Origin of the sequence: Naasia aerilata (assembly GCF_030296595.1) — a bacterium.
In the GTDB taxonomy this organism is placed as follows: Bacteria; Actinomycetota; Actinomycetes; order Actinomycetales; family Microbacteriaceae; genus Naasia; species Naasia aerilata.
The window spans coordinates 586,048-611,159 of record NZ_AP027731.1 but is presented as its reverse complement, the minus strand read 5'-3'; the positions used below and the strand labels follow the sequence as shown (position 1 = coordinate 611,159).

Genomic DNA, 25,112 nt, shown 5'->3' with positions numbered 1-25,112 from the left:
GTCTCGAAATCCACGGGACGCGGGGAGATCCCCGGAAGGGTGTGATTTCGAGACGCGCCTGCGGCGCTCCTCAATCAGCGGTGGGGGGGCGAGGGTTCAGAAGTGTCAGTCCTCCTCGTGCGAGGCGTAGGTATCCAGGAGGCGGCGCGTGTGCTCGACGTGCTCGTCCTCCTGGTCGATGCCCGCGCGCATCGAGTCGAGCTTCGCCGCTCCGGCGGGGAAGGGCGGCAGGAGCGGGATGTTCGGGTCGGTGAGGACCTCGAGCACGACGGGGCGATCGGCCGAGAGCGCCGCGTCCCACGCGGCCTCGAGCTCGTCCGGACTGGTCACGCGGATGCCCTTCAGGCCGAGCAGGTCCGCATAGCCGGCGAACGGGAACGACGGAAGCGCCTGGCTCGCGACGAAGCGCGGCGCGCCCTCCATCTCCCTCTGCTCCCAGGTCACCTCCGCGAGGTCCCCGTTGTGCAGCACGCACACCACGAAGCGAGGGTCCTCCCACTGCTCCCACATGCGGGCGACCGTGATCAGCTCGGCGACGCCGGTCATCTGCATGCCGCCGTCGCCCGTGAGGACGACGACCGGCTGCCCGGGCGCGGCCAGCTTCGCGGCGATGCCATACGGCACCCCGCAGCCCATGGAGGCGAGCGTGCCGGACACGTGCGCGGGCACGCCGACCGGCAGGCGCAGCTGGCGGGCGTACCAGTACACGACGCTGCCGACGTCGAGGGCGATGCGGGCGTCGGCGGGCAGGCGCGGGCCGAGGGTGCGGACGACGAGCTCGGGGTTCACCGGGTCGGCCGGCACGTTGGCACGCGTCTCGGCCACCTCCTCCCAGCGCCTGACCTCGGCCTCGACCTCGTTCCGCCAGGAGCGGTCCGTCCTCTCGTCGAGGCGCTCGAGCAGCGCGGTGAGCGTCGTGGCGGCGTCGCCGACCAGCCCCACCTCGATGGGGTACCGGTTGCCGATGATGCGCCCGTCGAGGTCGATCTGCACCGCCCGGGCCTGCCCGGGCTGGGGGTAGAACTCCGTCCACGGGTCGTTGGACCCGACGATGAGCAGGGTGTCGCAGCCGCCGAGCAGCGCCGCGCTCGCGGTCGTGCCGAGGTGGCCCATCGTGCCGACCGCGAAGGGAAGGGTCTCGTCGACGTACGGCTTGCCGAGGAGGCTGGTGGTGATGCCGGCCCCGAGGCGCTCCGCCACCGCCACCACCTGCTCCTGCGCGTCCTTCGCGCCCTGGCCGACGAGCACCGCGACCTTGGATCCCGCGTTCAGGAGAGCCGCCGCCTCATCGAGGTCGCCGGCCGCCGGCGTGACCACCGGACGGCGGAACTCGGCCGCTGTGACGACGATCCCGTGCTCCGCCTCGAGCTCGGGGGCGTCCGCCTTCTGAATGTCGTGCGGAAGGATCACCACGGTGGGGGAGCGGGTGGCGAGCGCGGTGCGGAAGGCCCGGTCGAGGACCGACGGGACCTGCTCGGGCGTGGAGACGAGCTGGCAGAACTGCGCGGCCACGTCCGAGAAGAGCGTCTGCAGGTTCACCTCCTGCATGTAGCCGGAGCCGAGCACGCTGCGGTTCTGCTGACCCACGATCGCGACGACGGGAACGCCGTCGAGCTTGGCGTCGTACAGGCCGTTGAGGAGATGGATCGCCCCCGGACCCTGGGTGGAGGTGACAACGCCCACTCCGCCCGTGTACTTGGCGTGGCCGACGGCCATCAACGCGGCGGTCTCCTCGTGCCGGGCCTGGACGAACTCGGGGTCCCCGTCAGCGCGCCGCAGGGCCTCCATGAAGCCGTTGATGCCGTCGCCGCTGTAGCCGAAGATGCGATGCACGCCCCAGTCCCGGAGCCGCTCGACGACCACGTCCGCCACCGTCTTGTCCGCCATCCGGCACCTCCTGGTCCCACCGTTCCATCGGCCTGATGCGGCGGGCAGGGGTTGACACCCCACGGGCTCTGTTACACCCGGCGCGGTCGGTCGCGCCAGGGGGCGGGGGCGGCCTGGCTCGTCCCGGGGGCGCGACGTACGCTCGGGAACATGGCGACCCCCAGCGTGAGCGTGCTCATCCTCGGTGCCGGCGGCGACCTCACCAAGCGCCTGCTGCTGCCGGGTCTTGCAAGCCTCCTCAGCATCTACGACTACGACGTGCAGGTGATCGGCTCCAGCATGGAGGACCGCACCGACGAGGAGTGGAAGCAGCTGATCCGCGACAGCTTCAGCCAGGTGCAGGACCCGAAGGACGCGGACCGCTACCTGGAGTCGACGCAGTACATCAAGGCCGACGCGACGAGCCAGGAGGACCTCGAGAAGCTGATCGCCGCGTGCGAGCACACTCCGGTCATCTACTTCGCGCTTCCCCGGCGGTCACCGCGAAGGTGTGCCGCGCGCTGCGCAGGGTGGAGCTGCCCGAGGGCACCCGGCTGGCGCTGGAGAAGCCCTTCGGCGTCGACGAGAAGTCGGCGCGCGAGCTCAACCGCCTCATCGGCCGCCTCGTGCCGGAGGAGCAGGTCTACCGGATCGACCACTTCCTCGGCATGTCGATGGTGCTGAACATCCTCGGCGTGCGCTTCGCGAACCAGTTCTTCGAGCCGGTATGGCACAGCGGGACGGTCGACCGCGTCGAGATCGTCTATGACGAGACCCTCGGTCTGGAGGGTCGCGGCGGGTACTACGACAAGGCCGGCGCGCTCGTCGACATGATCCAGAGCCATCTGCTCCAGGTCCTCGCCCTCGTCGCGATGGAGCAGCCTCCGAAGCTCAACGAGGTGGAGCTCCGGTCCAACATCGCCCAGGTCCTCCGCAGCACCCAGGTGTGGAACGGCGACCCGGTCGCGGCGAGCCACCGGGCGCGGTACTCGGCCGGGAAGGTCGGCGACCGCGAGCTGCCGTCCTATGCGGACGAGAAGGGCGTCGACCCGAAGCTGCAGACGGAGACGCTCGCCCAGGTGACGTTCGAGGTCGCGACCGCGCGCTGGCACGGGGTGCCCTTCGTGCTGCGCTCCGGGAAGGCGATCGGCAAGTACACGACCGAGGTCCGCGTGCACATGGTGCCCGCGCCCGAGATCCCCGACTTCGGCGGAGCGCCGGCGGCGGACCGCGTCGTGCTCGACCTGAAGACCGGGGAGGTCGAGTTCCGGGTCACCATGAACGGCAGCGGAGACCCGTTCAAGCTCGAGCAGAGCACGCTCAGCGTGAAGAAGGAGCCGGGGGAGCTGCTTCCGTACGGGCAGGTGCTGCGCGGCATCCTCGAGGGCAATCCGCTCCTGTCGGTGCGCGGGGACATCGCCGAGGAGTGCTGGCGCATCGTCGACCCGGTGCTCGCGGCCTGGCGCGAGGACAAGGTCCCCCTCGAGGAGTACCCGGCGGGCTCGTCCGGTCCCGAGGGCTGGTAGCCGGGGGCCGGTCGTGCCCTGACGGCCGAGGCGCCCGACCGCCGCGCCGCCGAGGCGCGCTAGCCGGCCGGACGCGACTCGGGCTTGTCCTCGTTCTGGCGGCCCTCCGACTCGCCGCGCACGAGCGGCAGCTCATCCTCGTGGCCGCGCTCGGCGGCCGCGATCGCATCGGCCGCGCGCACGAGCGTGAGATGGCTCAGCGCCTGCGGGGTGTTGCCCATCTGCAGGCCGGCGCCCACGTCGTACTCCTCGCTGAGGAGGCCGAGGTCGTTGACGAGCGAGGTGAGGCGGTCCATCAGCTTCCGGGCGTCCGCCACGCGGCCCGAGGCGGCGTACTGCTCGACGAGCCAGAACGAGCACGCGAGGAACGGATGCTCGCCGCCTTCGAGCCCGTCGACGCCGGACTCGGTGCGGTAGCGCAGGAGCAGCCCGTCCTGCATCAGGTCCTCCTCGATCGCGGCGACCGTCCCGAGCATGCGCGGGTCGTCGGGCTCGAGGAAGCCGATCTGGGTGAGCTGCAGCAGGGAGGCGTCGACGCCCGTGCCGCCGTAGTGCTGCACAAACGTGTTCCGCTTCTCGTCGAAGCCCTGCTCGAGGATCTCGGCCCGCACCTGGTCGCGCAGCGCCTCCCACTTGTCGGCGTCGCCCGGCAGCCCGAAGTCCCGCACGCCGCGCGCACCGCGGTCGAAGGCGGCCCACACCATGGCGCGCGAGTGCACGAAGTGCTTCTCCTCGCCCCGGATCTCCCAGATGCCCCGGTCGGGCTGCTGCCAGTTCTTCTCGAGGAAGCCCAGCAGGGCCGCCTGCAGAGGCCAGGACGCGCGCGTCTCCTTCAGCCCGGCCTCGCGAGCGCCGTGCAGGGCGACCATGACCTCGCCGAAGATGTCCCACTGGCGCTGCAGGTAGGCGGCGTTGCCGACGCGCACCGGAGCGGCTCCGCCGTACCCGGACAGGGCAGGCAGCTCGTACTCGGCCAGGCGGCGCTCGCCGCCGATCCCGTACATGATCTGCACGTCCGCGGGGTCACCCGCGATGGAGCGGAGCAGCCAGCCGCGCCACTCCTCGGCCTCCTCGCGGTAGCCGTGCGTCATGAGCACGCCGATGGTGAGGGCTGCGTCGCGCAGCCACACGTAGCGGTAGTCCCAGTTCCGGACGCCGCCCGCCTCTTCGGGCAGGCTCGTGGTCGCCGCCGCGACGATGCCGCCGGTGTCCTCGTGCGTGAGGGCGCGAAGGACCAGGAGCGACCGCTGCACCTGCTCGTCATAGGGCGACGGCGGCTGGCTGCGCAACGCCCAGTCCTCCCACCAGGCGACGGTGCGGTGCAGCTCGCGGTCGACGTCGATGGGGATCGGCGGTTCGCGGTACGAGGGGTACCAGGTGAGGACCATGTCGACGGTGTCGCCCTCGCCCACCTCGAACTCGGCGGTGTGCCGCAGCCCGTTGGCCTTGAGGCGGGGTCCGCGGACGAGGACGGCATCGGGGCCGGCGATGGCGAGCAGCGCGTTGCCGCCCCGCTCCGGGACCTGGCGCACCCACGGCATCGCCTCGCCGTAGTCGAAGCGGACGCGGATGGCCTCCTGGAAGCGGACGCGCCCGGACAGCCCGCGCACCCGGCGCACCACGTTCGCGGCCCGGTCGTGCAGCGGCATGAACTCGAGGACCTCCGCCTCCCCTCCGCGGTGCGCCAGACCGTGCGGAGGACGAAGGTCCTCGGCAGGTAGGCGCGGCTCGTCTCGAGCACCTCGCCGACCGGAGCGAGCGCCCAGTGGCCGGCCTCGTCGCTGTCGAGCATCGCGCCGAACAGGGAAGGGGAGTCGAAGCGGGGCAGGCAGAGCCAGTCCATGCTCCCGTCGCGGGTGATCAGCGCCGCCGTGTGCAGGTCGCCGATCATCGCGTAGTCCGCGATGGGGGTGGTTCTCGTCGCCATGCTGCTCCTCGTCTCGGATTGCGTTCCGAGGCTATTCCGCCCGCAGCATGCGCCGGCACGGGTTGCGGAAGGGGCCTCGGATGCGGGAGGCGTGGTTCAGGCGAAGTCGTCTAGCTCGACCGGGCGGACCACGGTGCGGACCGGCTCGCGCATCCACCACGTGCCGAACTCTCGCCGCTCCGCGCGCGTAGCGAAGCGGTAGAGGAACATGCGGGCGCGCACGAACCGGGGCCGCTCGCCGCCGAACGGATCCCGGCGCATCAGTCGCAGCGTCGGCGGGTCCGCCTCGAGGAGCTTCCGCAGGAACACGAGGAACCAGCGGTCGTCCCCGCCGAGCGGCAGGAACCACATGAGCCAGTCGAGGCGCAGGTGGTACGGCGCGAACTGGCGCGGGATGCGGCGCGGGTCGCCCGGCTTGCCCTTGAACTCGTACTCCTGCCACGCGGCGCCGGACTCGGGGACGTCGTCCAGCGTGCCCTCGACGATGACCTCGTACCGGCGCCGGGTGACGCTGCCGAATGCTCCGTACGCGTTGACGAGGTGCCACTTGTTGAAGCTCGCGTTCATGAGCTGGTGCCGCGAGACCAGGTTGCGCGCCGGCCAGAAGCTCAGGACGACGAGCAAGGCGGTCGCGAGGAGTGTGATGACCAGCCAGTAGAGGGGGAGGGGCGCCTCCTGCCCCACGTCCGCAGGAACGGCGGGAACGAGCCAGTGCACCGCGGAGTCGCTGACCGCGGCGAACGCGAGCACGATCGTGATCCAGTTCAGCCAGGCGAAGTTGCCGCTGACCACCAGCCAGCCCTGCGTGAGGATCACGAGAGCCGCCGCGACGGTCGCGATCGGCTGGGGGAAGAAGAGGAGGAACGGCACGATCAGCTGAGCGATGTGGTTGCCGACGACCTCGAGACGGTGGACCGGCTTGGGAGCAGGTGCGCGAACCGGCTCACCGGGTTCGGCATCGGCTGCGTCTCGTGGTGGTAGTAGAGCGCGGTCAGATTCCGCCACTCCTCGCCGCCGCGCATCTTGATCATCCCGGCGCCGAACTCGAGCCGGAACACCAGCCAGACGAAGAGGATCAGGATGGTCGTGGGCGGCGCCGACTGGTCGGAGCCGAGGAAGGCGGCCGTGAACCCGGCCTCGAGGAGCAGCGTCTCCCAGCCGAAGCCGTAGAAGGTCTGCCCGACGTTGACGACCGACTGGTACAGCAGCCAGATCGCGAGGAAGGCGATCAGAGGGATCCACGGGGGCCCGAGCTGAGGAAGACCGAGGACGAGAAGCGCGGCGATCGCCGCCCCCGTCACCGCAACGCCGCGCAGCAGGGCGTCGGAGTACCGCCAGCGGAAGAGGGTCGGCCCGAGCCGGTCGCCCGCGACCGCGACGAGGCGGGGGACGGGCAGCAGGCCGCGCTCGCCGAGGAGTGCGGGGAACTGCGCCGCCGTGGAGAGGAAGGCGATCAGATAGACGGCCGCGATCCCGCGCTGCAGCACCTGCCGCGCGAGCTCGTAGTCGGTCGCCGCCAGCCACTCCATGGCGCCACGCTAAGTCGGTGGTCCGAGCCTCTCAAGGGAGTTGACGCGGCCGCCGCGGGAGCCGCGGCGGCCGCTCCCGCTCAGGAGTTGGCGACGGCCTCGTTCACGTCGGTCGGACGCTCGTAGGTCTTCTCGGGGAGGCCGCGCAGAGCCTCCATCACGTCGTCGCCGGCACCGGAGGACTCCGCGTGCTTCACGACGGCGTCCTTGTCGGCGGGGTAGTCCATCCCGCCCAGTGCCTTCTGGATCTCGATCGGGCTGACGGCCATGTCGGCTCCCTTCTCTGGTGTCTCGTGCCCGACGGTAATTCGCCCGCGACGGCCCGGCTAGCCGTTGACGGTGCGGCCGGGAGCGACCACACTCCGGTGCAGAGCCGGGACTCCGGCCGCCGAGCGAGGGAGATGCCATGGCCGACGAGGATCGCGAGACGCCCGACGAGGAGCGCGACCGCCCCACCATCCCGGAGAACCCCGCCGACTGGGACATCGACATCACCGAGTCCGAGGGACCGGACCTGCAGGCCGGCGACGACCTCGACACCGGTGCCGCCGGAGGCCAGCGGAAGCGCTGAGGCCGCACCCTCGTCAGAGGGCGCGGACCTGCCAGACGCCCGTGAACTCCTCGCCCGGCTCGAGCACGATGAGGTCGATGCCCGTGTTGAAGGCGTCCGGCGGGCACGTCATGGGCTCCACCGCGACGCCGCGGCGGCGCAGGCGCTCCTCCGGCAGATCGCTCGTGAAGACCTGCGCCCAGGAGTACTCCTCGCCGAAGCGGAGAGCGACGCCGGTCCCGGACGGCGACTCGATCCGCACCTCCGCGATGCCGTCGTCCCCGCGCTCGAGGCCGGTGAACGCGGTGTCGAGCTGGGTGTCGCCCAGGAGGACGCCGCCGCGGAAGTCCCGAGCCTCGTCGACTTCCACCTCGCGAAGCGGCGACAGGCGCTCATCCGTCTCCAGCAGCCGGGAGGCGGGGAGCGTCAGCGTCCACTCGTCCACCGGCTCGGGGCCGGCGGAGAAGTAGGGATGCGGCGCCGTGCCGAACGGCGCGGGGCTCGGGCCGGTGTTGCGCCCGGTCGTCGTGCAGGTGAGGCCGTCCGCCGTCAGCCGATAGTCGACCGTCACCGCGATGCGGTGGGGGTAGCCCTCCTGGGCCGGCACCGTGGTGCCGAGCGTGACGGCGTCCTCGGACTGCTCGACGATGTCGAAGTCCAGCCAGACCGCCAGGCCGTGCAGCGCATGCCCGCGCTCCGGCTCGGTGAGGGCGAGCTGACGCTCGGCGCCGTCGAACCGGTACTTTCCGTCGACGATCCGGTTCGGCCAGGGGATGAGGGTCGCGCCGAGATAGCGGGGACGGACCTCGTCCTCGTCGAAGCTCAGGGTGAGCGGACGGTCCCGGTGGCGCAGGCTGCGCAGCGTCGCGCCGACGGTCGCGATGTCCGCCGAGTAGTCGCCCGAGGCGATCGAGATCTGGGTGCCGGAGAGAGGAGTCACGCTCCGATTCTGCCGTCCGCGCCCGCTTCTCGTTTCCTCAGCGAGCATGCGGATAATGACCGGGTGATCTCGCGTCCCCTCGCCCTGGCCCTGCGCACGGCGGGACTGCGCTGGAAGCCGGAGTCGGGGGACCGGTTCAGCATCCAGGGTGCCGAGCTCAGCGGAGACGTCTTCACCCTCAGCGACATGACGATCGAGGCGCACAGCTACCCGACCGGCACGATCCTGGGCTTCAACGGGACCACCGAGTGGGCGCTCGACTCCGTCGCGATCGAGGACGCGCTGTGGCTGCCTCGCGAGGACCAGCTGCGCGAGCTGCTCGGCGGCACCTTCCGCGGTCTGCGGCCTGACGGCGAGGGCTATGTCGTCGACATCGCCTTCCGCGGGAAGGAGCTCAGCTACTCCTCGCCGAGCGCGGCGGACGCGTACGCCGAAGCCCTCCTCACCCTCGTGGCGGCCTCGTCGCCCGACTGACGGCGCTCTCGCGCCTGCTCCTGAGGCGAGGGAGCGGATCGACGCCGAGGTAGACAGCACGGTCTGGCGTGTCCCTCGAAGGAGGGGCAGGATAAGACGTGGTCGCCGCACGGGGGTGTCGCGACACGCACGAGGGGGAGAATTGCGCACGTCTATCGCGTTCCGCGTCGTCGCGGGCCTGGCGCTCGCCACCGGGCTCACGGCAGGGGAGTGAGCGCGGCGTACGGGCTCACTTCGGCGGACTGTCTGCTTCTTCTCGGCCAGGACAAGCAGGAGTGCCTCGACGAGGTCGAGGAGGGCGTCGGCGACGTCGTCGTGACTCCGCCCACCACCCCGGAAGAGCCGCCTGCGGACACCGGACAGGGTGGTGACGACTCCAGCACCGAGACTCCTCCCGCATCAGGAACGACCGAACCTGCCCCGGGCGGCAGCACGGGCTCGACCGGAGGCGGCTCCGGCACTGATACCGGCAGCAACGACGTGTCCGGTGGTTCGACGGAGACGCCTTCGACCCAGGCGCCCGCGCCGGCCGCTCCCGCGCCACAGCCCAGCCAGCAGCAGCCGGCCCCCACGACGAATCCGGCTCCCTCCAGCTCCGGCGGGAGCACCTCGGGAGGTACGAGCACCTCATCCTCGAGCTCATCCTCCTCGGCCTCTTCCTCGGCCTCCTCTGACGCCGTCGTGACCGCCGCTCCCGCGGGCGCCGCTGTGGCGCCCTCCGGTCCTGCCCTCACCCAGGCGCAGAGCAAGGCCGGCGGAGCGGCGCTCGAGGAGGTCCGCTCGACGCTGCCCACGACCGTGGAGCCGAACACCCGCCTCCTCGCGGGCAACACCGCGTCGCAGGGTTCGCTGATCCCGTCGCCCGACGACTCCGGCCTGCTCGCGCTCATCATCGCGATGGGTGCGCTGAGCGCCGGGTGCGCGATCGCCGCGGGCGTGCTGCGCCGGCGCTCCCGGCCGCGGCACGTCCTCTAGAGCGGTCGCGGGGCTGAACCCCGAATCCGTCAGCTCGCGGCGGGCGGCGTCTCGATGGTCGGCTTCGGGCGCCGGTTGCGGCGGACGAGCCGGATGATGAGCAGGGCGAGGGCGCCCAGCAGCGCGAGGAAGACCAGCCAGGGGAGTGCGGCTCCGATGGCGATCAGCGTCCAGCCGAGCGCCGAGAGGAGGGCGCTGAACCCGGCGACCACGGCGCCCCAGAAGTCGGTGGGCGGCGCATCGGGGGCACCAGCCGGCGTCGTGAAGGCGATGGTCATCGTTGCGTAGTCGACCTGGTCCGCCAAATAGTCGCGCTGCGCGGTGAGGCTCTCGAGGTTCGCCTCCCGCTCGCTCAGCGCCGTCTCGATTGCGATGAGGTCCGCGGTCGTCGTCGCGCTGCCGATCAGCTGGCGGAGCCGGTCCACGGAGGACTGGAGGCTCGTGATCCGGGCATCCAGGTCGGTCGTCTGCTGCGTGACGTCGTTGGCCGACGTGGACAGGGACTGGACCGAGCCGAGCGCCTCGACGTCGTCGAGGGTGTCATCGAGCCGCTCGGACGGGATCCGCGCGATGAGCTGCGAGCTCGCGTCCTGGTACTCGCTCTTCGGCTCCTTGGTGATGCCGTCCAGCCGTCCGCCGGCCTGCTCGATCACGCCTCGGGCCCGGTCTGCGGCCCGCAACGGATCGTCGGCGACCATCGAGAGGTAGCCGGTGACCACGACGTCCCGGCCATCCGCGCTCTCGGGCGCCTCGCCGACGACCGGCTGTCCGCCACCCGATGCGACCCCGCCGTCGGGCGCCTTCCCGCCGTCAACCGCGATGCCGCCCCCGGAGGATCCGCTGTCCGAGCCGCCGCTGCCGCTGGTGCAGCCGGCGAGAGCGAGGACGACCGCCGCCACGGCGGCCAGGCGCAAGGAGGTCTTCATGGCGCACAGAATAGGGTCGCGGGTCCGCCGAGCAGGAGGGGCCCGAGGGATCGTTATGGATCCGTCGCCCGCGGTTCGCCCCCGCCGGCGGGAGCGGGTACAAAGGGAAGGGGCGTCGCGTTCGCGGGCCACGGAGGAGGAGCCACATGGAGACGCGCACGCTCGGACGAACCGGCCGGCAGGTGTCGGTCGTCGGTCTCGGAACCTGGCAGCTCGGAGCGGACTGGGGCGACGTCAGCTCCGAGGACGCGCGCGCCATCCTCGACGCGTCGCTGGCCGACGGGGTCACCTTCTACGACACCGCCGACGTGTACGGCGACGGCCGGAGCGAGAGCTTCCTCGGCGAGTTCCGGGCGGCGAACCCGGACGCCGGCATCACGATCGCGACCAAGATGGGCCGCCGGGTCGACCAGGTGCCCGAGAACTACACGCTCGACAACTTCCGCGGCTGGACGGACCGGTCCCGCCGCAACCTGGGCATGGACACGCTCGATCTCGTCCAGCTGCACTGCCCGCCGACCGCCGTCTACTCCTCCGACGCCGTGTTCGACGGCCTGGACACCCTCGTCGAGGAGGGGGCCATCGCGGCCTACGGCGTCAGCGTGGAGGAGACCGCGCAGGCGCTCACCGCCATAGCCAGGCCGGCCGTCGCGTCGGTCCAGATCATCCTCAACGCGTTCCGCCTGAAGCCGCTCGATGAGGTCCTGCCTGCGGCGCAGGCGGCGGGCGTCGGCATCATCGCGCGCGTCCCTCTCGCCTCGGGCCTGCTGAGCGCCAAGTACACGAAGGACACCACCTTCACGGAGAACGACCACCGCACCTACAACCGCGGCGGCGACGCCTTCGACGTGGGGGAGACCTTCGCCGGCGTCGACTTCGAGACCGGCGTCGCCGCGGCGCGCGAGTTCGCGGCGCTCGTGCCGGAGGGGCTGACCTCCGCGCAGGCGGCGGTCGCGTGGATCGCCCAGCTCCCCGGCGTGAGCACCGTCATCCCCGGCGCCCGCAACGTCGACCAGGCCAGGGCCAACGCGGCAGCAGGCTCGGCGCCCGACCTGGGCGACGACTTCCGCCAGGGCGTTCAGGACATCTACGACCGGTACTTCCGCGAGGCCGTGCACTCGCGCTGGTGAGCCTCCGGCCCCGACCGCGACTGCGAAGCCCTGGGCTCAGTCCTGGTCGGGGTCGCGGCCGGTGCGCTCGCCGCTGCCGAGCGCGGCGATCGCGGCCGCGTCCTCCTCGTCCAGCGAGAAGTCGAACACGTCGAAGTTCTCCCGGATCCGGGACGGGGTCACCGACTTCGGGATGACCACGATGCCGCGGTCCAGGTGCCAGCGCAGGACGACCTGCGCGGACGACTTCCCGTGCTTGGCGCCGATCCGCTCGAGCAGCTCGTCGCCGAGCACCCGTCCGCGGGCGAGCGGCGACCACGCCTCGGTGACGATGCCGTGCGCTGCGTCGAACTCGCGGAGCTCGTCCTGCGGGAGCCACGGGTGGAGCTCGACCTGGTTCACCGCGGGAGCGACGCGGCCCTCCCCGAGGACGCGCTCGAGGTGGTGCGTCGCGAAGTTGGACACCCCGATCGACCGGGCGCGGCCCTCCTCCTGGATGCGCTCGAGCGCCCGCCAGGTCTCGACGTAGCGGTCCTGGCTCGGAACGGGCCAGTGGATGAGGTACAGATCCACATAGTCGAGCCCGAGGCGGGACATGCTCTCGTCGAAGGCGCGCAGTGCCCGGTCGTAGCCCTGGTCGTCGTTCCACAGCTTCGTCGTGACGAAGAGGTCCTCGCGCGGCACCGGGGCATTGCGGACGGCGCGGCCCACCCCGCGCTCGTTCCGGTAGAGCGTCGCGGTGTCGATGTGGCGGTAGCCGACCTCGAGGGCCTCGCCGATGACCCGCTCCACGTCGCTGTCGGCGATCTTGTACACGCCGAGGCCGAGCTGGGGGATCCGCCTGCCGTCGTTGAGCGGAACGGTCGGGGCGAGCTGATCGGAGGTCACGCCTCATTATCCCCGCGGCGCGGAACGGCGTCTGTCCGGGAATGCGGCACCGGTCGATTCAGTTGCATGGAAAGACGAACCGAAGGGGAGGCCCGATGACCCGGGTGATGGTGATTGCCGGAAGTGTGCGACCGGGGCGGATCGCTCTGCCGATCGCGAACTGGGTGGTGTCCGAGCTGAGCGGCCAGGATGGGGTCGAGATCGACTTCGTCGACCTCGCCGAGCTCGCGCTTCCTCTCATGGACGAGCCGGCCCACCCGATGGCACGCGAGTACACCAAGCCGCACACGATCGCGTGGAGCGAGCGCGTCGACGCCGCCGATGCGTTCGTGTTCGTGACCCCGGAGTACAACCACAGCTTCTCGCCTGCGCTGAAGAACGCGCTCGACTACCTGAACCACGAATGGCGCCGCAAGCCGCTCGCCTTCGTCAGCTACGGCGGTGTGTCGGCCGGCACGCGCGGCGTCGTGGCGCTGAAGGCCGTGACCGCGGGACTCGGGCTCATCCCGACCCTCGCCAGCGTGGAGATCAACTTCCCGCGCAACCACCTCGCGGAGGACGGCTCGTTCGTGCCGAGCGACACCCAGCGCGGCAAGCTGCACCAGGCGCTCGCCGAGCTCGTCGCCCTCTCGGGCGCGCTCTCCCCGATGCGCGCCGGCGTCTAGCAGCCCCCTACTCCGGGCCGGTTCGGCGTCTCCGGGGCGAAGCGGCGGCCCGGATTGCCCGATTCGGCCCGCCGCGCGGGTCAGCTCGGCTGGACGGGCACCGCGTCGGTGTCCGGCAGCGGGCTGGCGTCGCGGTCGCGCAGGTCGGGGTGCCACCGGTGGCCGACCACGGCCGCGATCGTGCCCGCCGCGCACAGGATCACGGCGACCCAGAACGCGCCGATGGACCCGGTGGAGTCGATGAAGAGGCCGGCGAGCGCGGAGCCGAGCGCCGCGCCGATCAGCTGACCGGTGCCGATCCAGCCGTACGCCTCTGCGGTGTCGCTGAACTTGACGCTCGACGAGGTGATCGCGAAGAGCACCGCGAGGGCCGGCGCGAGGCCGAGGCCCGCGACGACCAGGCTGATCGACAGCCACCAGAAGTCGAGCATCAGCAGGGCCAGCGCGAGACCGACCGTGACGAGGAGCACGCGGCGCGCGAGCGCCCACGGGCCGATGGGCACGTGGCCGAACAGGAGGCCGCCGACCAGCGACCCGATCGACCAGATGGCGAGCACGATGCCGGCCTGCGGTCCGTCGTCGCCGAACACCGACACGACCCCGGCCTCGACAGCGGCGCACGAGCCGATGAGGAGGAAGCCGACGACCGTCGCGAGCAGCACCGTCGGCCGGGCGAGCACCGCGCCGAACCGGCGCTTGCTGCGCGGGATGCGGACGCGACCGAGCTCGGGCGAGGACAGGAACCAGGCGCCGCCGCCGGCGAGCAGCGCGACGGACAGCAGGATGCCCTCCACCGTGCCGATCTGCGTCGACACGAAGGTCACGAGCACGGGCCCGCCCACCCAGATGAGCTCCTGGGCGGACGCGTCCAGCGAGAAGAGCGGGGTGAGCTGCCGGGAGTTGACCATCTTGGGGTAGATGGTGCGGACGGCCGGCTGGATCGGCGGATAGGTGAGACCGGCGACCAGGGCCACGACGAGCGTGACCGGCAGGGGCTGCTCCACGAGGGCGATCTCGATGATCGCGAGAGAGCACAGCACGACCGTCGCGGTGATGACCCGCCGCATGCCCCATGAGCCCATCAGGCGGCTCGTGAGCGGACCGGAGATGGCCTGTCCCGCGCTCACGGCGGCGAGGACCAGGCCGGCCGCTGCATAGGAGCCGGTGACCCGTTCGATGTGCAGCAGGAAGCCGAGCGAGAGCATCCCGCTCGGGAATCGGGCGAGCAGCTGGGCCGACATGATGCGTGCGACGCCTTTTGTCCGCAGCAGGTCGGCGTAACTACTCACAGGGCCTTCATCCTAGAGCCCAGCAAGTGTCAGGGGTTCGCCGTACGGTGTGGATAACTCGGCCCGGTTGTGCACACGGTGTGTACGACACGCCGCAACATTTAGGGTTGTCGCCATGTCAGAGGCCCCATATATAGTGATTCTCGGTCGGCCCGCCGTAAGGCTTCCAGGTCTTCGGGTGGCTCTGGAAACCCAGGTGGACGACTTTAGGGAATCGTTCTCCGGACCCCGGCCTTCGGGTGGCACGGGGTCCGGAGACGAGCCCGATCAGGGGATTCCGCCGACCGGCGGGGCCCCGTGGGGGATGCGGCTTCGTGGGGGAGTCGTTCGTGGTCGCTGGTCGGCCGGACTGCAGGAGGCACCGTGTCAATAACCGTCGTCAAGCGGAATGGGGAGCGCGAGCCCTACGACGCCAACAAGATCAACCTGGCGATCGAACACGCCAGCGCAGGACTCGACGAGAACATCACGTGGGTCACGCAGATCGCCTCGGAGCTCGAGCTCACGCTCTTCGACGGCATCACCACCCAGCAGCTCGACGAGGCCGTCATCCAGGTGGCCCTGCAGAACGTCAAGGACGACCCGGCGTTCGACACCGTCGCCGCTCGGCTGCTGCTCAAGACCATCTACAAGCGGGTGCTCGGCGACTACGCCGGCGCCGACGAGCTGAAGTCGCTGCACGCCGAGCGCTTCCGCCCCTACATCGAGCGCGGCGTCGCCGAGGACCTCCTCGACGACCGGCTCGCCACCAAGTTCGACCTGGACGCCCTCGCCGCGGTCATCGACCCGTCCGGCGACGAGCTGCTCAAGTACATCGGCGTCGTCACGCTGAACAACCGCTACGGCATCAAGGCTCGCAACAACGACCCGCTCGAGGTTCCCCAGTACTTCTGGATGCGCATCGCGATGGGCCTGTCCCTCAACGAGGAGAACGCCACCGCTGCCGCCATCTCCTTCTACAAGAAGATGAGCAAGCTCGACTACCTCGCGGCGGGGTCCACGCTCGTCAACGCGGGCACCAAGTACCCGCAGCTCTCCAACTGCTTCGTCATGGAGATGCAGGACGACATCGAGCACATCGCCAAGACGACCCGCGACGTCATGTGGCTCACCAAGGGCACCGGTGGCATCGGCCTCTCGGTCACCAAGCTCCGTGCTCAGGGCTCGCCGATCCGGTCGAACAACACGACCTCGACCGGCCCGATCCCGTTCATGCACACGATCGACTCGATCCTCCGCGCGGTCAGCCGCGGCGGAAAGAAGTTCGGCGCCCTCTGCTTCTACATGGAGAACTGGCACCTGGACTTCCCCGAGTTCCTCGACCTCCGGCAGAACTCCGGTGACCCCTACCGCCGCACCCGCACCGCCAACACGGCCGTCTGGATCTCGGACGAGTTCATGAAGCGGGTCCAGAACGACGAGGACTGGTTCCTCTTCGACCCGCTGGAGGTCGCCGACCTCAACGAGCTGTACGGCAAGGAGTTCTCCGCCCGCTACGCGCACTACGTCGCGGAGGCGGAGGCCGGCCGGCTGCGGATGTTCAAGCGCATCAAGGCGCGCGAGCAGTTCAAGTCGATCCTCATCGCCCTCCAGACCACGAGCCACCCGTGGCTCACCTGGAAGGACACGATCAACAACCGGGCCCTCAACAACAACACGGGCACCATCCACCTCTCGAACCTCTGCACGGAGATCTGCCTGCCGCAGGACCGGGACAACGTCTCCGTCTGCAACCTGGCGTCGATCAACCTGTCCCGGCACCTCACGGACATCGGCGGCGGCAAGCTGGGCTTCGACTGGGCCCAGGTCGAGGAGAGCGCGCGCCTCGCGGTGCGCCAGCTCGACAACCTCATCGACATCACGCTCTCGAGCGTCGACGAGGCCGACTTCTCGAACCGCGAGAACCGGGCCATCGGCCTCGGCGTCATGGGCTTCACCGACGTGGTCGAGCGCCTCGGCTTCTCCTACGAGAGCGAGGAGTCGTACGACCTGATCGACGAGATCATGGAGCACGTCTCCTACGCCGCGATCGACGAGTCGGCCGACCTCGCGCAGAGCCGGGGCGCGTATGCGAACTTCGCGGGCTCGCGCTGGTCGCAGGGCCTCGTGCCGCTCGACTCCATTGCGCTCACCGAGGCGGACCGCGGCGTGCCGATCAAGGTCAACCGCAAGACCCGCCTCGACTGGGACGGGCTGCGCGAGAAGGTCAAGGGCGGCATGCGCAACGCGACGCTCATGGCCATCGCCCCCACGGCCTCCATCGGCCTCGTCGCCGGCACCACGCCCGGCCTCGACCCGCAGTTCTCGCAGATCTTCAGCCGGGCGACCTCCTCGGGCAAGTTCCTCGAGGTCAACCGCAACCTGGTCGCCGACCTGCAGGAGCTCGGCCTCTGGGAGAAGGTGCGCGTGTCCATCCTGCGCAGTCAGGGCGACATCCAGAACATCGCCGAGATCCCCGACGAGATCAAGGCGACGTACAAGACGAGCTTCCAGCTCTCGCCGTACGCCTTCCTCGAGGTTGCAGCGCGTGCGCAGAAGTGGATCGACCAGGCCATCAGCCGCAACATGTACCTCGAGACGCGCGATGTCGGCGAGATGATCGACATCTACTACGCGGCCTGGGAGCGGGGCGTCAAGACGACGTACTACCTGCACATGAAGCCGCGGCACACGGCCGAGCAGTCGACGGTGCGCGTCAACAAGGCCGAGGGGATCGGCGACGGCGCGAAGCGCGGCTTCGGTGCGGCGAACCCCGTCACGCCGGAGCAGGCGTCCTCGGTGTCGGCCGTGCCGGCCGCCGAGCCCGCGGTGCCGGCCCCTGCTCGCCGCGGCTTCGGCTTCGGCGGCGTCTCCGGAAAGGCCGACGCATGAGCGCCCGGGACTTCGGCGGCGACGGGGTCTCCACGGCCACCGGCTCGATCTACATCGTGCCGATGGACCCGATGGACCTCCTCCAGTGCGACTCCTGCCAGTAGCAGATTCCCCTCTTCATCCGAACTAAATAGCCGTCGGAATGCGTTGACTCCTATGGCTGGGGAATCGTGCGGGGCGCGGCCTGAGCCCGCCCCGCACGATTCCGACCGACACACAAAAGGAACCACATGAGCATCCTCGGCACCGGCATCCAAGAGGGACTGCTGCTGAAGCCCGTCCGGTACAAGTGGGCGATGGACCTCTACGAGCAGGCCGTCGCGAACACGTGGTTCCCGAACGAGATCCAGCTCGGCGAGGACATCGCGGACTTCAAGCGGATGACGGACGAGGAGCGCCACGCGATCACGTTCCTCATGTCGTACTTCAACCCGAGCGAGCTGCTCGTCAACAAGGCGCTCGCGTTCGGCGTCTACCCCTACATCAACGCTCCCGAGGCGCACCTCTACCTCGCGAAGCAGATGTGGGAGGAGGCGAACCACTGCATGTCCTTCGAGTACGTCCTCGAGACGTTCCCGATCGACCGCGACGAGGCGTACAACTCGCACGTCGACGTGCCCTCCATGCGCCGCAAGGAGGAGTTCGAGGTCTCGTTCATCCGCCGCATGACGGAGCAGCAGCTCGACATCACGACCACCGCGGGCAAGAAGGACTTCGTCCGCAACCTGGTCGCCTACAACATCATCCTCGAGGGCATCTGGTTCTACTCGGGCTTCATGGTGGCGCTGTCGTTCCGCCAGCGGAACCTGCTGCGCAACTTCGGCTCGCTCGTCGACTGGATCGTCCGCGACGAGAGCCTGCACCTCAAGTTCGGGATCAACCTGATCCTCACGGTCCTCGACGAGAACCCGGACCTGCAGACGCCCGAGTTCGCGGCGGAGATCAAGAAGATGATCACCGACGCGGTCGAGATGGAGGAGCAGTACAACCACGACCTGCTTCCCGGCGGCATCCTCGGCCTCAACGCCAACTACATCAACCAGTACGTGAAGTATCTGGCCGACCGCCGGCTCGAGGAGCTCGGCTTCGAGGCCGAGTACAACGTCTCCAACCCCGCGAAGTGGATGGCGACCGCGAACGACACCCTGCAGCTGGTGAACTTCTTCGAGTCGACCAACACCTCGTACGAGGTCAACGCGCAGGCGACCGCGCGCTCCTGAACCGCCCGCCGGCCCGTGCTCGAATCGCTTCGCTTCTGAACCCCCGTCCGGCGGGGGCTCGGAGCCACCGCGGTCGGCCCGGCTCGGCACTCTGGACCGCCCGCCGGCCCGGGCTCGAATCGCTTCGCCTGGGCCGGCTTGGGCATCCGTCTTTCTTGACGGGCATAGACGGGGGACCATTCCCGTTGTCGGTGGAGGACGGTAGAGTTCTCTCAATGTGGACACTGTTCACTTAGCGCTTCCGGTGTTGCAGGCGTGAACCGCATCTCGACTCCCCGGAGGACCCCTATGACGAGTCAGACCGACACATCCGCCGCCCGGGTCGCCACCCCCGAGGTCGGCGAAGGCGCGTCGCTGTCCGGCGCGCCGGCGGTCGCCCCGGCGGCCGGAACCGCCGCCACCGGCGCCTCTTCGACCCACAAGCTCCCCGTTGCTCACCGCAACGTCATCGCGGTGCTCATGGTGTCCGCGTTCACGGTCATCCTCAACGAGACCGTCATGAGCGTCGCGATCCCGGTCCTGCAGAAGGACTTCGGGATCTCGCCGAGCACCGGCCAGTGGCTGACCACCGTCTTCATGCTGACGATGGCCGTCATCATCCCGATCACCGGCTTCCTCATCCAGCGCATCAGCACGCGGAAGCTGTTCGTCGCGGCGATGACGCTGTTCTCGCTCGGCACGCTCACGGCGGCGCTCGCGCCCGTGTTCCCCGTCCTGCTCGTCGCCCGCGTGGTGCAGGCGTCGGGCACGGCGATCATGATGCCCCTGCTCATGACGACCGTCATGACGCTGGTGCCGCCGGCTCGACGCGGGCTGATGATGGGCAACATCTCGGTCGTCATCTCGGTGGCGCCCGCCCTCGGGCCGACCCTGTCCGGGCTCATCATCGACAACTTCGGCTGGCGCTGGATCTTCGGCGTCGTGCTGCCGATCGCGCTCGCCGCGCTGATCTTCGGCGCGAAGTGGATGGTGCCGGTCGGCGAGATGAGCGGTGCCCGGATCGACGTCGTCTCCATCCCCCTCGCGCTGCTCGGCTTCGGTGGCCTCGTCTACGGCCTCGCGAGCATCGGCCAGGCGGCCGCCGGCGAGGGTTCGATTCCGGTCTGGGTGCTGTTCACCGTCGGCGGTGTGGCGCTGCTGCTCTTCCTCGGCCGTCAGCTCCTGCTGCAGCGCAAGGACCGCGCGCTCCTCGACCTGCGGGTCTTCGCGTCGCCCATCTTCTCGGTGGCCATGGTCTCCATGCTGATCGCCACCATGACGATGTTCGGGACGTTCATCCTGGTCCCGCTGTTCGCGCAGAACGGCCTCGGCCTCGACGCTCTGACGACCGGGCTGATCACGCTCCCCGGCGGTCTGCTCATGGGGATCGCGAGTCCCTTCATCGGTCGCATCTACGACGCGCGCGGCCCCCGGCTGCTCCTGGTGCCGGGCTCCCTGCTCATCAGCGGGGCGCTCTGGCTCCTCACGACGGTCAACGCGCAGACCTCGGTGTGGATGCTCGTGATCACCAACATCGCGCTGAGCGTGGGCCTCGCCGCCACCTTCACGCCGCTGATGACCTCCGGTCTCGGGTCGGTGCGGCCGAACCTGTACTCGCACGGCAGCGCCGTGCTCGGCACCTTCCAGCAGGTGGCGGCCGCCGCGGGCACCGCTCTCTTCGTGACCGTGCTGTCGGTCGGTGCTGCCGCTGCGGTCGGGAACGGCGCGGGCAACGCGGCGGCCACGATCGCCGGCACCCAGACGGCGTTCCTGGTGGGGGCGTTCATGTCGCTCGCGCTCGTCGTCGCGGTGTGGTTCGTCAAGAAGCCGGCCCATGCCGTCGAAGGCGTCGCCGGGCACTGACGGGAGCGGCATGAGGGCGGTCGCACTGCTGCGCGGGATCAACGTGGGCGGCGTCCGTGTGCCCATGGCGGAGCTGCAGGGCCTTCTCGCCGACGCGGGCTATGCGAACGTGAAGACGCTGCTCGCGAGCGGCAACGTGCTCCTGGACGCCGACGGGAAGCCCGCCGACGTGGCGCAGCGCCTCGAGAAGCTGGTGGGGGAGCGGTTCGCCTATCCGGCCCGCATCCTCGTCGTGCCGATCGAAGAGGTCGCGGCCGCCGTCGACGGGTACCCCTTCGAGGCGGCCGACGACCTGCACTCCTACGTCGTCTTCACCGAGGACGCTGCCACCACAGCCGAGCTCGCCGCCGAGGCTGCCCAGCTTCCGGAGGGCGACCGGGTCGCCGCGTCCGGCTCGCTGCTCTACTGGTCGGTCGCGGTCGGGAGCACGCTCGACAGCCCCTTCGGCAAGCTGCTCGCCAAGAAGCGCGCGCCGTTCACGACGACGCGCAACATCCGCACGCTCCAGAAGATCCTCGCCGCCGGCTGAGGGCGCGCGAGCGAGTTGCGCGGGTGCAACCGCCATCCCGCGGGTGTGCCTACACCCGCGTAACGGGCGTTACACCCGCGGTGACCGCGTCAGTCGGCGAGCGCCCGCGCGATGCGCTGCAGCGAGACCGGGCCCGCGGCGCCCAGCTGCTGGGCGAAGAGGCTGAGCCGGAGCTCCTCCAGCATCCACCGCACGCGCGCGAGGCGCGGGTCGGCGTCCGCCGGAAGCGGCAGCGTTCCGCCGGCCGAGACATAGCGCTCGGTCGCCGTCTGCACCTCGTTCTGCCACACCCGGTCTCGCCCGGGGTTCTCGGCGAGCTTGCCCACGCGGAACGCGATGCCGGCCAGGTAGACGGGCACGCGGCGGAGCTGCTCCAGCCCTGTCGCGGACACGAACCCCGGGTACACGAGCGCGTCGAGCTGTCCGCGGGCGTCGGTGAGCGCGGGAAGCAGAGCCAGACTCGTCGCGGCCCGGATCGCCGCGTCCGCCTCCCTCGACGCGGTGAGCACCCGCGCGGCCAGCGCGACCGCGCCGAAGAGATCGTCGACGACGTGCGCGGACACGTCGGCGCGGACCTCCTCGAACGCGCCTCGCGTCCAGAGCAGGGCGTCCGGGGCGTGGGTGCGGAGCCGGGCATCGATCACGGCGGTGAGCGCATCGTCGAAGAGTGCGCGCACGTTCGGATAGGGGCTGGTCGCCAGGGCGACCTTCTCCGCGCCCGTCAGGTGCTCGTTGAGGTAGGAGACGGGAGAGGGAGTGGCGAGCTGGAGCAGCCGCCGAACGCCGTTCCGGTGCGCGGACGCCTGCTCGGCCGGTGTGCCGAAGAGGCGGATGTCGACGGCCGCACCCGTGTCCACGAGAGCCGGATACGCGCGAACCCGGCTGCCGCCCCGGCGCACGTCGAGCTCCCGCGGCAGGTCGTCGAAGTCCCAGGTGGTGAGTCCTGTCCGCTCGAGCGGCGGCCGCTCGTCGGGGCGACCCGGGCGCGGCGATCCGTTCCCGCCGCCCCGGCGGGATCCGGCCGAACCGCTCGCGCCGCCGAAGAGCTTGGACACCGACTCCCTGGCCTGCGTCGCGTGGCGGGTCTGCAGGCCGGCGAGGTCCTTGCCGACGCCGAGCCGGCGGCCGCGCTCGTCGAGCACCGCGAAGTTCGGCCGGAGGTGCCCGGGCAGCCGCTCCGGGTCGAAGTCATCCGCAGTCACGGGCGTGCCGTTCGCACGGCGGATGGCCGACGCGAGCGCCGCAGTGATCGGCTCCTCGGTCGGGGTGGACGGCAGGTCGGCGAGCAGACGAGCCGCCCAGTCGGCGGCGGGCACGACGGTGCGCCGAATCGACTTCGGCAGCGTCTTGATCAGGGCGGTCACGAGCTCCTCGCGGAGCCCGGGCACCAGCCAGTCGAACCCGGCCGAGGAGAGGCGAGGAGTAGCGGCAGCGGCACCTCGACGGTGACGCCGTCGTCCTCGGCGCCCGGCTCGAAGCGGTACCGGAGGGACAGCCGCTGGTCATCCGTGTGCCAGGTCGTGGGGAACTGCTGGACATCGGGGACGTCCTCGTCCTCCTCCAGCACGTCGGTGCGGCCGAGGGTCAGGAGGCTCGGCGCCTCCTTGCGCGCCGCGTTCCACCAGGTCTCGAAGCCGCGCACCGTCGTCACGTCGGCCGGGATGCGGGCGTCGAAGAACCCGAGCACGGCCTCGCTGCCGGACAGGATGTCGCGGCGCCGCGTGCGCTCCTCCAGCTCGCCGAGCTCCCGCAGCAATCGGGTGTTCGCGCGCTCGAAGTCGAACGCGGGATCCCGCGAGCGGTCGAGGTGCGGCGGCCACTCCTGATCGACGAGCGCGTGCTGCAGCAGCATCTCGCGCGCCACGGCGGGCTCGACGCGGGACCACTGCACGCGCCGCCGCGTGACGAGCGGCACCCCGAACAGGGTGACCGTCTCGAAGCCGACCGCGGCGCCCTGCTTCGCCTCCCAGTGCGGCTCCGCGTAGTTCCGCTTGACCAGGTCCCCGGCCAGCCGCTCCGCCCAGGCCACGTCGATCGCCGCGACCGTGCGCGCGAAGAGGCGCGAGGTCTCGACGAGTTCAGCCGCCATCACGGCCGACGGGGGCCGCTTGGCGAGCGCCGAGCCCGGGAAGACCGCGAACTTCACGCCACGGGCGCCGACGAACTCGGCGGAGCGGCGTCCCTTGTCGCGCCCGGACGCCGCGCTCCGCTGGTCGAGGACGCCGATCTGGGACAGGAGCCCCGAGAGGAGCGACCGGTGGATGCCGTCCGGGTCGACCTTCGGCTCGCCGGCAGGGATGCCGATGCGCCGGGCGAGGCGCTCGAGCTGGCGGTAGACGTCCTGCCACTCGCGCACCCGCAGGTAGTTGAGGAACTCGGCCCGGCACAGGCGGCGGAACGCGCTCGAGGAGAGCTCCTTCTGCCGCTGCTCGAGGTGGTTCCAGAGGTTCAGCAGGGAGAGGAAGTCGCTCGTCGGGTCGGCGAACCGGGCGTGCGACTGGTCCGCCTGCTCCCTCTTCTCCAGCGGACGCTCCCGCGGATCCTGGATGCTGAGCCCCGCGACGATGGCGAGCACCTCGCGCGCGACGCCGTTGCGCTTCGACTCCAGCACCATGCGGCCGAAGCGGGGGTCGATCGGCAGGCGCGCCAGGTCCCGGCCGGTGCGGCTGAGGCCGCCATCGGCCGTGAGCGCCCCGAGCTCGCGCAGCAGCTCGCGGCCGTCCCGGATGCCGCGCGGATCGGGCGGCTGCAGGAAGGGGAAGTCGGCGATGTCGCCGAGGTCGAGGTCGAGCATCTGCAGCAGCACCGCCGAGAGCCCCGTGCGGAGGATCTCGGGGTCGGTGTAGGCCGGCCGCTTCTCGTAGTCCTCCTCCGAGTAGAGGCGGATCGCGATGCCGTCGCTCGTGCGTCCCGCACGACCGGCGCGCTGATTGGCGGAGGCCTGGGACACGGGCTCGATCGGGAGCCGCTGCACCTTCGAGCGCGCTCCGTAGCGGGAGATGCGCGCGGTGCCGCCGTCGACGACGTACTTGATGCCGGGCACGGTGATGCTCGTCTCCGCGACGTTGGTCGCGAGCACCACCCGGCGGCGGATGCCCGGCGCCCGCGAGGTGTCGAAGATGCGGTGCTGCTCGGCCGCAGACAGCCGCCCGTAGAGGGGGAGCACCTCCGTGCCGGGCAGGTTGCGAGCCCGGATGGCGTCCTCCGCGTCGCGGATCTCGTTCTCGCCGGAGAGGAACACGAGGACGTCGCCGGGCGCCTCGCCGGCGAGCTCGTCCAGCCCGGCGAGGATGCCGTCGAAGAGGTCGCGGTCCTCGCGTCCCTCGCCCTCCTCGTCCACCTCCGCCACGAGTGGCCGGTAGCGGATCTCGACGGGGTAGGTGCGGCCGGACACCTCGAGGACCGGCGCGGGGGTGCCGTCTGCGGACGCGAAGTGCCGGGCGAAGCTCTCCGGGTCGATGGTCGCCGAGGTCACGATGACCTTGAGATCGGGGCGCCGGGGGAGGAGGCGCTTCAGGTAGCCGAGCAGGAAGTCGATCGTGAGGCTGCGCTCGTGCGCCTCGTCGAGGATGATCGTGTCGTACCGGCTCAGCATCCGGTCATGGCTCAGCTCGTTGAGCAGGATGCCGTCCGTCATGAGCTTGATGCGCGTGGCGGCGCTCGCCTTGTCGGTGAAGCGCACCTGGTAGCCGACCAGGTCGCCGAGCTCCACCCCGACCTCCTCGGCGATCCGCTCGGCGATGGTGCGGGCGGCGATGCGCCGCGGCTGCGTGTGCCCGATCGACTCCCGGCCGAGCTCCAGGCAGATCTTCGGCAGCTGGGTCGTCTTCCCCGACCCGGTGGCCCCTGCGACGATGACCACCTGGTGATCCCGGATGGCGTCGGCGATCTCGTCGCGCGCCGCGGAGACGGGCAGCTCCGGCGGGTAGCTGATGCGGGGGAGCACGGACATGGGGTTCCCATTCTCCCCTGCCGCTCGCGGAAGC

At 70.5% G+C, this 25,112-nt stretch carries 15 protein-coding genes and 4 pseudogenes; 10 read left to right on the top strand and 9 right to left on the bottom strand.

Annotated features, from left to right (window positions below; translation table 11 throughout):
- Positions 1 to 105: 105 nt before the first annotated feature.
- Entirely contained in the window at positions 106 to 1,887 is a 1,782-nt protein-coding gene (locus QUE51_RS03255; protein ID WP_286278176.1) for a thiamine pyrophosphate-requiring protein, read from the bottom strand.
- Positions 1,888 to 2,037: 150 nt separating this feature from the next.
- On the opposite strand from QUE51_RS03255, the pseudogene QUE51_RS03250 reads away from it, so the two are divergent.
- Positions 2,038 to 3,392 (top strand): annotated as a pseudogene (locus QUE51_RS03250) (glucose-6-phosphate dehydrogenase).
- A gap of 59 nt (positions 3,393 to 3,451) precedes the next feature.
- On the opposite strand, the pseudogene QUE51_RS03245 reads toward QUE51_RS03250, so the two are convergent.
- The 3 genes and pseudogenes from QUE51_RS03245 to QUE51_RS03235 all read right to left on the bottom strand — a co-directional run bounded on the left by QUE51_RS03245 (position 3,452) and on the right by QUE51_RS03235 (position 7,117).
- Positions 3,452 to 5,319, bottom strand: a pseudogene (locus tag QUE51_RS03245) (glycoside hydrolase family 15 protein).
- A gap of 96 nt (positions 5,320 to 5,415) precedes the next feature.
- Positions 5,416 to 6,848: pseudogene (locus QUE51_RS03240) on the bottom strand (lipase maturation factor family protein).
- A gap of 80 nt (positions 6,849 to 6,928) precedes the next feature.
- A complete protein-coding gene (locus tag QUE51_RS03235; RefSeq protein ID WP_286278175.1) occupies positions 6,929 to 7,117 on the bottom strand; it encodes a DUF2795 domain-containing protein in 189 nt (62 codons plus the stop codon).
- Positions 7,118 to 7,254: 137 nt separating this feature from the next.
- Between QUE51_RS03235 and QUE51_RS03230 the strand changes: the two genes are divergently transcribed.
- Complete coding sequence (locus QUE51_RS03230; RefSeq protein ID WP_286278174.1) at positions 7,255 to 7,419, top strand: hypothetical protein; 165 nt, start codon at positions 7,255 to 7,257, stop codon at positions 7,417 to 7,419.
- A 13-nt stretch (positions 7,420 to 7,432) separates the two neighbouring features.
- On the opposite strand, the gene QUE51_RS03225 is transcribed toward QUE51_RS03230, so the two are convergent.
- Positions 7,433 to 8,338 carry an aldose 1-epimerase family protein gene (locus QUE51_RS03225; protein ID WP_286278173.1) on the bottom strand — a complete coding sequence of 302 codons (906 nt, stop codon included), beginning with the start codon at positions 8,336 to 8,338 and terminating at the stop codon, positions 7,433 to 7,435.
- Positions 8,339 to 8,401: 63 nt separating this feature from the next.
- Here QUE51_RS03225 and QUE51_RS03220 point away from each other — a divergent pair, with 63 nt between their 5' ends.
- Together QUE51_RS03220 and QUE51_RS03215 are read left to right on the top strand one after the other, a co-directional pair.
- Entirely contained in the window at positions 8,402 to 8,812 is a 411-nt protein-coding gene (locus QUE51_RS03220; protein ID WP_286278172.1) for a pilus assembly protein CpaE, read from the top strand.
- 210 nt (positions 8,813 to 9,022) lie between these two features.
- On the top strand, positions 9,023 to 9,787 hold the full coding sequence (locus QUE51_RS03215) for a hypothetical protein (protein WP_286278171.1): 765 nt from the start codon (positions 9,023 to 9,025) through the stop codon (positions 9,785 to 9,787).
- 29 nt (positions 9,788 to 9,816) lie between these two features.
- Here the strand turns inward: QUE51_RS03215 and QUE51_RS03210 are convergent, their stop codons facing one another.
- Entirely contained in the window at positions 9,817 to 10,713 is an 897-nt protein-coding gene (locus QUE51_RS03210) for a DUF4349 domain-containing protein (RefSeq protein ID WP_286278170.1), read from the bottom strand.
- 146 nt (positions 10,714 to 10,859) lie between these two features.
- Between QUE51_RS03210 and QUE51_RS03205 the strand changes: the two genes are divergently transcribed.
- The gene (locus tag QUE51_RS03205) at positions 10,860 to 11,843 is read left to right on the top strand and encodes an aldo/keto reductase (protein WP_286278169.1); all 984 of its coding nucleotides are present in this window, start codon (positions 10,860 to 10,862) and stop codon (positions 11,841 to 11,843) included.
- 36 nt (positions 11,844 to 11,879) lie between these two features.
- On the opposite strand, the gene QUE51_RS03200 is transcribed toward QUE51_RS03205, so the two are convergent.
- A complete protein-coding gene (locus QUE51_RS03200) occupies positions 11,880 to 12,710 on the bottom strand; it encodes an aldo/keto reductase (protein ID WP_286278167.1) in 831 nt (276 codons plus the stop codon).
- 95 nt (positions 12,711 to 12,805) lie between these two features.
- Between QUE51_RS03200 and QUE51_RS03195 the strand changes: the two genes are divergently transcribed.
- On the top strand, positions 12,806 to 13,375 hold the full coding sequence (locus QUE51_RS03195; RefSeq protein WP_286278165.1) for an NADPH-dependent FMN reductase: 570 nt from the start codon (positions 12,806 to 12,808) through the stop codon (positions 13,373 to 13,375).
- A gap of 80 nt (positions 13,376 to 13,455) precedes the next feature.
- Here QUE51_RS03195 and QUE51_RS03190 read toward each other — a convergent pair whose 3' ends face one another.
- Positions 13,456 to 14,664 (bottom strand): MFS transporter, encoded by a 1,209-nt coding sequence (locus QUE51_RS03190; protein ID WP_286278164.1) that lies wholly within the window; start codon positions 14,662 to 14,664, stop codon positions 13,456 to 13,458.
- A 363-nt stretch (positions 14,665 to 15,027) separates the two neighbouring features.
- Between QUE51_RS03190 and QUE51_RS03185 the strand changes: the two genes are divergently transcribed.
- The 4 genes from QUE51_RS03185 (at position 15,028) to QUE51_RS03170 (ending at position 21,126) form a co-directional block, all read left to right on the top strand.
- Positions 15,028 to 17,535 carry a ribonucleoside-diphosphate reductase subunit alpha gene (locus QUE51_RS03185; RefSeq protein ID WP_286278163.1) on the top strand — a complete coding sequence of 836 codons (2,508 nt, stop codon included), beginning with the start codon at positions 15,028 to 15,030 and terminating at the stop codon, positions 17,533 to 17,535.
- A gap of 230 nt (positions 17,536 to 17,765) precedes the next feature.
- Positions 17,766 to 18,755 carry a ribonucleotide-diphosphate reductase subunit beta gene (locus tag QUE51_RS03180; protein WP_286278161.1) on the top strand — a complete coding sequence of 330 codons (990 nt, stop codon included), beginning with the start codon at positions 17,766 to 17,768 and terminating at the stop codon, positions 18,753 to 18,755.
- 288 nt (positions 18,756 to 19,043) lie between these two features.
- Positions 19,044 to 20,597, top strand: coding sequence for an MDR family MFS transporter (locus tag QUE51_RS03175; protein ID WP_286278160.1), 1,554 nt, complete (start codon positions 19,044 to 19,046; stop codon positions 20,595 to 20,597).
- Between the two features lie 10 nt (positions 20,598 to 20,607).
- Positions 20,608 to 21,126, top strand: coding sequence for a DUF1697 domain-containing protein (locus QUE51_RS03170; protein WP_286278159.1), 519 nt, complete (start codon positions 20,608 to 20,610; stop codon positions 21,124 to 21,126).
- An 89-nt stretch (positions 21,127 to 21,215) separates the two neighbouring features.
- On the opposite strand, the pseudogene hrpA reads toward QUE51_RS03170, so the two are convergent.
- Positions 21,216 to 25,078 (bottom strand): annotated as a pseudogene (gene hrpA / locus QUE51_RS03165) (ATP-dependent RNA helicase HrpA).
- Positions 25,079 to 25,112 lie beyond the last annotated feature (34 nt).

What these genes read in the sequence shown, in the direction of transcription:
- QUE51_RS03230 (WP_286278174.1), top strand. Translation starts at nt 7,255, where the DNA reads ATGGCCGACGAGGATCGCGAGACGCCCGACGAGGAGCGCGACCGCCCC.
- QUE51_RS03180 (WP_286278161.1), top strand. Translation starts at nt 17,766, where the DNA reads ATGAGCATCCTCGGCACCGGCATCCAAGAGGGACTGCTGCTGAAGCCC.
- QUE51_RS03210 (WP_286278170.1), bottom strand. Translation starts at nt 10,713, where the DNA reads ATGAAGACCTCCTTGCGCCTGGCCGCCGTGGCGGCGGTCGTCCTCGCT.
- QUE51_RS03255 (WP_286278176.1), bottom strand. Translation starts at nt 1,887, where the DNA reads ATGGCGGACAAGACGGTGGCGGACGTGGTCGTCGAGCGGCTCCGGGAC.
- QUE51_RS03175 (WP_286278160.1), top strand. Translation starts at nt 19,044, where the DNA reads ATGACGAGTCAGACCGACACATCCGCCGCCCGGGTCGCCACCCCCGAG.
- QUE51_RS03205 (WP_286278169.1), top strand. Translation starts at nt 10,860, where the DNA reads ATGGAGACGCGCACGCTCGGACGAACCGGCCGGCAGGTGTCGGTCGTC.
- QUE51_RS03170 (WP_286278159.1), top strand. Translation starts at nt 20,608, where the DNA reads ATGAGGGCGGTCGCACTGCTGCGCGGGATCAACGTGGGCGGCGTCCGT.
- QUE51_RS03235 (WP_286278175.1), bottom strand. Translation starts at nt 7,117, where the DNA reads ATGGCCGTCAGCCCGATCGAGATCCAGAAGGCACTGGGCGGGATGGAC.
- QUE51_RS03195 (WP_286278165.1), top strand. Translation starts at nt 12,806, where the DNA reads ATGACCCGGGTGATGGTGATTGCCGGAAGTGTGCGACCGGGGCGGATC.